Origin of the sequence: uncultured Acidaminococcus sp. (assembly GCA_900538365.1) — a bacterium.
Taxonomy (GTDB): domain Bacteria; phylum Bacillota; class Negativicutes; order Acidaminococcales; family Acidaminococcaceae; genus Acidaminococcus.
In genome coordinates, this window is record UPXT01000020.1 from 22,408 (window position 1) to 29,287 (window position 6,880).

Here is a 6,880-nt window from a genome sequence, read left to right on the forward strand (position 1 = left end):
CTAGATACCCCGTATGAAGCACCTTTCTTGCCGTAAAAAAAAGGACCGCCCTCAAGAGAGCGGTCTCCATTTGATTATTTGATGGTCTTCAGTTCCGTCCAATCTTTATCATAAAGGGTAATTGCATCGCCGATATCGGTGAGCCATTCGCCCTTATCGATTTCGTCGACGGCCGTCTTCAGCATGGGATCGTTGATGAAATCTTTTTTATGGAGCGAAATGGCCTTTGTGTTCGGGTCATTGTAGCCAATATATTCGTAGTTCTTGACGCTGACTTCCGGATCATAGAGAAAGTTGATGAAGGCTTCAGCCAGTTCTTTGTGCTTGGCTCCTTTGGGAATAGCCAGTGTATCAGCCCAAACGGTGGTCCCTTCCTTAGGGATAACAAAGCCGACATCAGGGTTGTCGTTATGGACAAAGTGGGCATCGCCGGACCACATCATCCCCAACCATGCTTCTTCAGCAATGAATTTCTGCTTGATGGAATCTGTGTCGTAAGCAAGGACGTTCGGTGCCAAGGTCTTGAGGTCCTTGAAAGCGATGTCAATCTGGCCCGGATCCGTTGCGTTGTTGGAAAACCCATGTTTCTTGAGGGCCATGCCAATGACTTCACGGCTGTCGTTAAGAAGGATGACGCGGCCTTTGTATTCCGGGTTCCACAGATCCTGCCAGCTGGTCGGAGCCGTTTTGACGTATTTTTTGTTGTAGATGATGCCCGTCATGCCCCAGGTGTAGACGACAGAATATTCACCATTGGGGTCAAAGGTATTATTTTTGAGCTTATCCATGACGAATTCCGTATTGGGCATTTTGCTCTTATCGAGTTTTTCCAAAAGGTCCAGTTTCTTCATGGTCGTGACCATGTAGTCCGAGGGCTGGATGACATCATATTGGGAGCCGCCGGCCTGCAGTTTGGCAAGGAGTTCTTCATTATTGGCAAAAACGTCATAGTTGACCTTGCAGTCATATTTTTTCTCGAATTCCTTGATGACTTCAGGATTGAAGTTATCGGCCCAGCTGAAAATGTTAAGGACGCGGCCTTCTTCTTTTTTTGTTTCCTTTCCGCCGCAGCCTGCAGCAGCAAAGAGGCAAAGGGCCAAGATGAGGGTAAAGAGGGTGCGAAATTTTTTCATAGCTTACTCCTTTCGGGGATTATGGAGGCTCTTCATCTGCAAAAGCTGGCTTACGACCACAAGGGAAACCGTGACCAGCATCATACAGGTGGAAAGGGCGTTGATCTGCGGGGAAATGCCCCGTTTAACCATGGCATAGATGTAAAGGGGCAGGGTCGTCGAATCAGGGCCTGCCACAAAGAAGCTGATGACAAAGTCATCAATGGAAAGAGTAAAGGCCATGAGGGCCCCGGCGATGATTCCCGGCGCAATCATGGGAAGTGTCACATAGCGGAAGGTCTGCAGCGGTGTGGCATAAAGGTCGCTTGCAGCTTCTTCGATATCCTGACGGCTTCCTTCCAGACGGGCCCCGACGGTGATGATGACAAAGGACAGGCAGAAGGTGATGTGCGCCACGATCAGGGACGGTTTCCCGAGGGAAAGACCGAGCTGGGAAAAAAGGATCAAAAGCGACAGCCCCATGACGATTTCCGGGATGAGGATCGGAAGATAGAGCAGACTGTTGAGAACGGTTTTCGAACGATATTGATAGCGATGGAGGGCAATGGCAGCGAGGGTTCCCATGATCGTTGCCACGACTGTTGTAATGGAAGCGATGAGCAGGGAATTGGTTAGGGCCTCAAGGACGCGGTCGTTACTAAGCAGGGACGCATACCATTTGAGCGTGAAGCCGGCCCAGACAGCATTGATGCGGGAATCGTTGAAGGAATAGAGGGTAAGGATGACAAGCGGCAGATACAAAAAGGCCAGGATGGCCAAAGTGTAGGCCACAAGGGTCGTACTACGCCAGGTTTTTTGCATGTTGGGCGCCTCCTTTCTGGGCCTGGAGGGCCTTGTAGTACAAAAGAATCATCACAAGGGCCAAAAGAGCCAGGATGATTGAAAGGGCACTGCCAAAGGGCCAGTCGCGTGCGGCAAGGAACTGGTTCTGGATGATATTGCCTATGAGCGCGCTTTTGGCGCCGCCCATGATGTCCGGAACGACGAACATGCCCAGCGAAGAAATAAAGACGAGGATGGAACCGGCAGCTACACCGGGCATAGTAAGGGGCAGGGTTACCTTGCGGAAGGCTACGCTGGGCGAGGCACCAAGATCGCTGGCTGCCTCAAGGAGCCGCTTATCCATTTGTTCCAGGGAAACATAGATGGGAAGCACCATGAACGGAAGCAGGGCGTAGACCATGCCCAGAAGGACGGCTGCGTCATTATAGAGCAGGGTCAGGGGCTTTTCGATGAATCCCATGTGCAGGAGGAACGTATTGACAAGTCCTTGGGAGCGCAGGATGATGACCCACGCAAAGGAGCGGATCAGGAAGTTGATCCAAAAGGGAATCATGACGAGGATGATGCCCGCCTGCTGCCATTTTTTGGGCAGGATCATGGCAATGGTATAGGCTACGGGATAGCCCATAGCAAAAGTAAGGAGCGTTGTCACAAATGCCGTGACGAGGGTCGATGCAAAAATCGTCAGGTACAGGGGCTCAAAAAAGCGGGTGTAGTTTGCAAGGGTCCAGTTAAAGACGACTTGCCCGTAGGCGGTACGGGATGCAAAGGACACGACCACGACGATAAGGAGGGGCAGGGCAAAAAAGAGGGTCAGCCATCCCATGGCCGGGACGACAAGGAGCTTTCCCCGCTTCATTTTGTCACCTTTACGGCTTCTTCGGCGTTCCATCTGATGCCAACGCGGTCGTCCGCCTTCCACCGTTTCTTGTCATCATAGTATTGGTAGGCTGTCACCATCTGGTTGGTGTTGTCCAGCCGGATAAAGACCTTATCAAAAGTCCCTGTAAAAAGCAGTTCCACAACGGACCCATAATAGAAAGGTTCCTTGGGCGTTCCTTCAAGGGCCTCGCTTTCTTTGGAGACCTCGATAAACTGGGGCCTTACAGCAAGGACGTGGTCCTCATCGCCTTCGATATCAAAGAAGTTGTTTTCCCCAATAAAACCCGCGGCAAATTGGCTCTTAGGATATTGATAGATGGCTGCGGGTGGGTCGTCCTGCTCGATGCGCCCGTCCTTTACGATGATGACCCGATCGCTCATGGTGAGGGCTTCTTCCTGATCGTGGGTGACATAGATGAAAGTGATGCCGAGCCCGCGCTGGAGATTTTTCAGCTCAAACTGCATCTTTTTGCGCAGTTTATAGTCAAGGGCACCCAGCGGTTCGTCCAGCAGGAGCACCTTGGGGTTATTGACAACAGCCCTGGCAATGGCCACGCGCTGCTGCTGTCCGCCGCTCATCTGCTGCGGTTTGCGGTAGCGGAGGTTTTCCAGCTGTGTGAGGTAGAGCACTTGCTCGATGCGCTTATCCTGTTCCTCCTTGGGAACCTTTTTCATCATGAGGCCAAAGCGAATATTATCTTCGACTGTCATGTGCGGGAAGAGGGCATAGTGCTGGAACACCATGTTGACATTCCGTTTGTAAGGCGCAAGGGAGGTCACGTCCTCGTCATCCAAATAAATATGACCAGTCGTTGGATGTTCGAGACCGGCAATCATGCGGAGGATGGTCGTCTTGCCGCAGCCCGAAGGGCCGAGGAGGGTGACAAATTCTCCGTCGCCAATGGTAAGGTCCAAGGTAGGGATAATGGTATTTTCTTCAAATTCCTTGGTAATGCCTACCAGTCGGATCATCTCTTTCATCTTTGTTGTGTCACAACCTTTCTCTATCAGTGAATTTTCGCAAGAAAAGCGCTGATTTGGTTAAAAATCAGCGGCCATGCAAATTTTTAAGGATGTCCTACCATTATATAGCATAGGGGGCATTTGTACAAAGTTTTTTACGGAAAAAAGGGTAATTTTTGAAAAAGAAGTGGAAAAGGATGGCTTTTTTGCAAAAAAGACGATGAAGCCCCTAAAAATGCCCCCAGAGGGAATGAGAAAAGGGTATAATAGGAGCAACAAAGAAATTGACCCCACAAAGGCGGGCACCTGCCAGAAAGCAGGGGAAAGGAGCAGCCATGACGGCACTTGAAAGCTTGGGACTCCCCCGAGATCTAATCGAATTTATCTTTGAAGCCGCCCATATCCAGCGCTGGAACGACCATATCCGGCCCCAGGGCTTTACGGAACTGGATAAGCAGGCCCATAAAATGATGATCATGTACGTTCTTGCCCGCTGTGAAGAGCAGGATCATGGGGCACGTCTTGATTGGGAAGTCCTTGTCGAAGGCGGTATCTTTGAATTTTTGCACCGCGTCGAACTGACGGACATCAAACCGCCCATCTACCATGAACTCATGCGTGAAAAGGGACCTCTTCTCAATAAATGGGTTTATCGGGAATTGGAGCAGCGCATTCCTTCCTTAAAGGACAGCCGCTTCATGGAAAAAATGCGCCATTATTTTGATGAAAAGGACCATGGCCTTGAAAAGCAGATCCTCCGCGCCGCTCACTATCTTGCTACAGAATGGGAGTTTCGCATCATCTATCACATGAACGAAGGCATCTTTGGGGTTGAAGAAATCAAGAGCACCATCCGGGATGAACTGGAAGAGCATTATAATCTTGCCGGTGTCCAGAAGATTGCCATGGAAGGAAAGACCCGCAAATTCGTTGACCTCATAGGCAAGCTGCGTTTTCAAAAGCGCTGGAGCCAGTCGCCCCGTGTACCCGAAACTTCTGTCATGGGACATGTGCTGGTGGTGGCCATCATGGGCTACTTCTGTGCCCGCAAGATGGGGGCCTGCCGCGGCCGCGTCGTCAATGATTTTTTGGGGGGACTTTGGCATGACCTGCCCGAAGTCCTTACGCGGGACATCATTTCGCCAATCAAGCGGTCTATCGAAGGCCTTGATGACCTGATCAAGGAAATCGAAAACCGGCAGATGAAGGAAATCCTTCTGCCCCTTCTGCCTGACAGCTGGCATGGCGACATCATGAACTTCACCATGCATGAATTCCAGAACCGGATCCGCAAAGAGGGAAGCGTGGTGCTTCTTACGGGGGATATTCCCGAGGCCTACAATAAAGACGGCTATGAACCCATTGACGGGGCCATGCTCAAGGGCTGCGATCACCTGGCAGCCTTTATGGAAGCGTTTTTGAGTATCCAGTGCGGCATCACCTCGAGTCATTTAGCCGGCGTCATCAAGGCCCTGCCCAAGCAGTACGAGGGAAAAATTATTGCTGGCATTCCTTTTGGCAAGGTCTATGAACAATTTACAAATACAATAGAAAGCTAGGCCCTGCCTAGCTTTTTTAGTGTAGAAAAACAAATTGTATACAAAATACAAAAAAATACTCTGTCAACTCTGAATTGTGCTATAATGAGCTCGTAAGGGTTCATTAGATACTATTTTTTAGGAGGCGCTACAAATGAGTTTATTTGAAATGGCACAAATCCCTATGGCTGAAGCTTCCAAGCTGATCAACTTGGATCCCAACATCGAAAAGATCATCTCCAACCCGGAACGCACGGTTGAAGTCAGCATTCCTGTAAAGATGGATGATGGCCACGTTGAAGTATTCACCGGCTATCGTTCCTGCAACAGCACGGTGCTTGGCCCGGGCAAAGGCGGCGTTCGTTTCCATCAGAACGTTTCTATGGATGAAGTAAAAACGTTGGGCTTCTGGATGACCACGAAATGCGCAATTGCTGGTCTGCCTTATGGCGGCGGCAAAGGCGGCGTCATTGTTGATCCCCGCAAGCTCTCCAAAGGCGAACTCGAAAGACTGACCCGTGGCTACATCGACAAGATTGCCCCGGTTATCGGCGAAAAGATGGATATTCCTGCTCCTGACGTTAACACCAACGCTCAGATCATGGCTTGGATGACCGATGAATTCTCCATCATCAAAGGCCAGTTCGAACCGGGTGTTATCACTGGTAAAGCTGTTTGCATGGGCGGCTCCCTTGGCCGTACCTCCGCTACCGGCCGTGGCGTTATCACCGCTACGCTGGAACTCCTGAAACGCCACAACATCAAACCGGAAGATGCAACCATCGCTATCCAGGGCTTCGGCAACGTTGGTTCTTGGACTGCTAAATGCGCAGCCGACAAAGGCCTGAAGATTGTTGCCCTGTCCGATATCTCCGGCGGTATCTATGATGCCAACGGTCTTGATCCGTACAAAGTTGAAGAATATGCAAAGGCTCATGACGGCCTGATCAAAGGCTATCCTGGTGCTACCGCTATCAGCGGCGACGAAGTTCTTCTCCAGGATGTTGATGTTCTGATTCCGGCTGCTCTGGAACTCCAGATCACTGAAAAGAACGCTGACAAGATCAAAGCAAAAATGATCGTCGAAGCTGCTAACGGCCCGACCGATGATAAAGCTGATGTTATCCTCCATAAGAGAGGCATCGAAGTTGTTCCTGACGTTCTCGCTAACGGCGGCGGCGTAACTGTTTCCTACTTCGAATGGGTACAGAACCTCTACAGATATTTCTGGACCGAAGAAGAAGTTGTCGACAGACAGGAACAGATGATGGTCAAAGCTTTCGCAAACGTTTACGATGCTGCTAAGAAGTACAACACCACCATGCGTGTAGGTGCTTACATCGTAGCTATCGGCACGATTGCTGAAGCCCTCAAACTGAGAAAAGGCCTTTAATCTAAGAACCCACAACGGTTCGTGTTTGTGAAACACGATAACAAAAGAGGCGCCACTTCGGTGGCGCCTCTTTTATTTTGTGTGGCGGCAGAAGATTCCTTCCCCTTAGAGGGGAGGGGGTCACGGAAATTTCTCGGTTCTTTGTCAAATTTTGGGGTGCTAAAGTATCTATGCACTCCTGGAGAGGA

At 50.3% G+C, this 6,880-nt stretch carries 6 protein-coding genes; 2 read left to right on the forward strand and 4 right to left on the reverse strand.

From position 1 onward, the window contains the following. Positions 1 to 74: 74 nt before the first annotated feature. The 4 genes from QZQ08_RS05560 to QZQ08_RS05575 are packed head-to-tail and all read right to left on the reverse strand — an operon-like array spanning position 75 to position 3,779. Positions 75 to 1,133 carry a PotD/PotF family extracellular solute-binding protein gene (locus QZQ08_RS05560; RefSeq protein WP_296329129.1) on the reverse strand — a complete coding sequence of 353 codons (1,059 nt, stop codon included), beginning with the start codon at positions 1,131 to 1,133 and terminating at the stop codon, positions 75 to 77. Between the two features lie 3 nt (positions 1,134 to 1,136). Next, complete coding sequence (locus tag QZQ08_RS05565; protein WP_296329132.1) at positions 1,137 to 1,934, reverse strand: ABC transporter permease; 798 nt, start codon at positions 1,932 to 1,934, stop codon at positions 1,137 to 1,139. Further along, complete coding sequence (locus tag QZQ08_RS05570; RefSeq protein WP_296329134.1) at positions 1,915 to 2,775, reverse strand: ABC transporter permease; 861 nt, start codon at positions 2,773 to 2,775, stop codon at positions 1,915 to 1,917. The genes QZQ08_RS05565 and QZQ08_RS05570 overlap by 20 nt, the downstream gene beginning before the upstream one ends. Beyond that, positions 2,772 to 3,779 (reverse strand): ATP-binding cassette domain-containing protein, encoded by a 1,008-nt coding sequence (locus QZQ08_RS05575; protein ID WP_366140855.1) that lies wholly within the window; start codon positions 3,777 to 3,779, stop codon positions 2,772 to 2,774. The genes QZQ08_RS05570 and QZQ08_RS05575 overlap by 4 nt, the downstream gene beginning before the upstream one ends. 317 nt (positions 3,780 to 4,096) lie before the next feature. Here QZQ08_RS05575 and QZQ08_RS05580 point away from each other — a divergent pair, with 317 nt between their 5' ends. Both QZQ08_RS05580 and QZQ08_RS05585 read left to right on the forward strand, forming a co-directional pair. Beyond that, positions 4,097 to 5,320 (forward strand): HD domain-containing protein, encoded by a 1,224-nt coding sequence (locus QZQ08_RS05580; RefSeq protein WP_296329139.1) that lies wholly within the window; start codon positions 4,097 to 4,099, stop codon positions 5,318 to 5,320. 133 nt (positions 5,321 to 5,453) lie between these two features. After that, entirely contained in the window at positions 5,454 to 6,692 is a 1,239-nt protein-coding gene (locus QZQ08_RS05585; protein ID WP_009016244.1) for a Glu/Leu/Phe/Val dehydrogenase, read from the forward strand. The last annotated feature ends 188 nt before the right edge of the window (positions 6,693 to 6,880 follow it).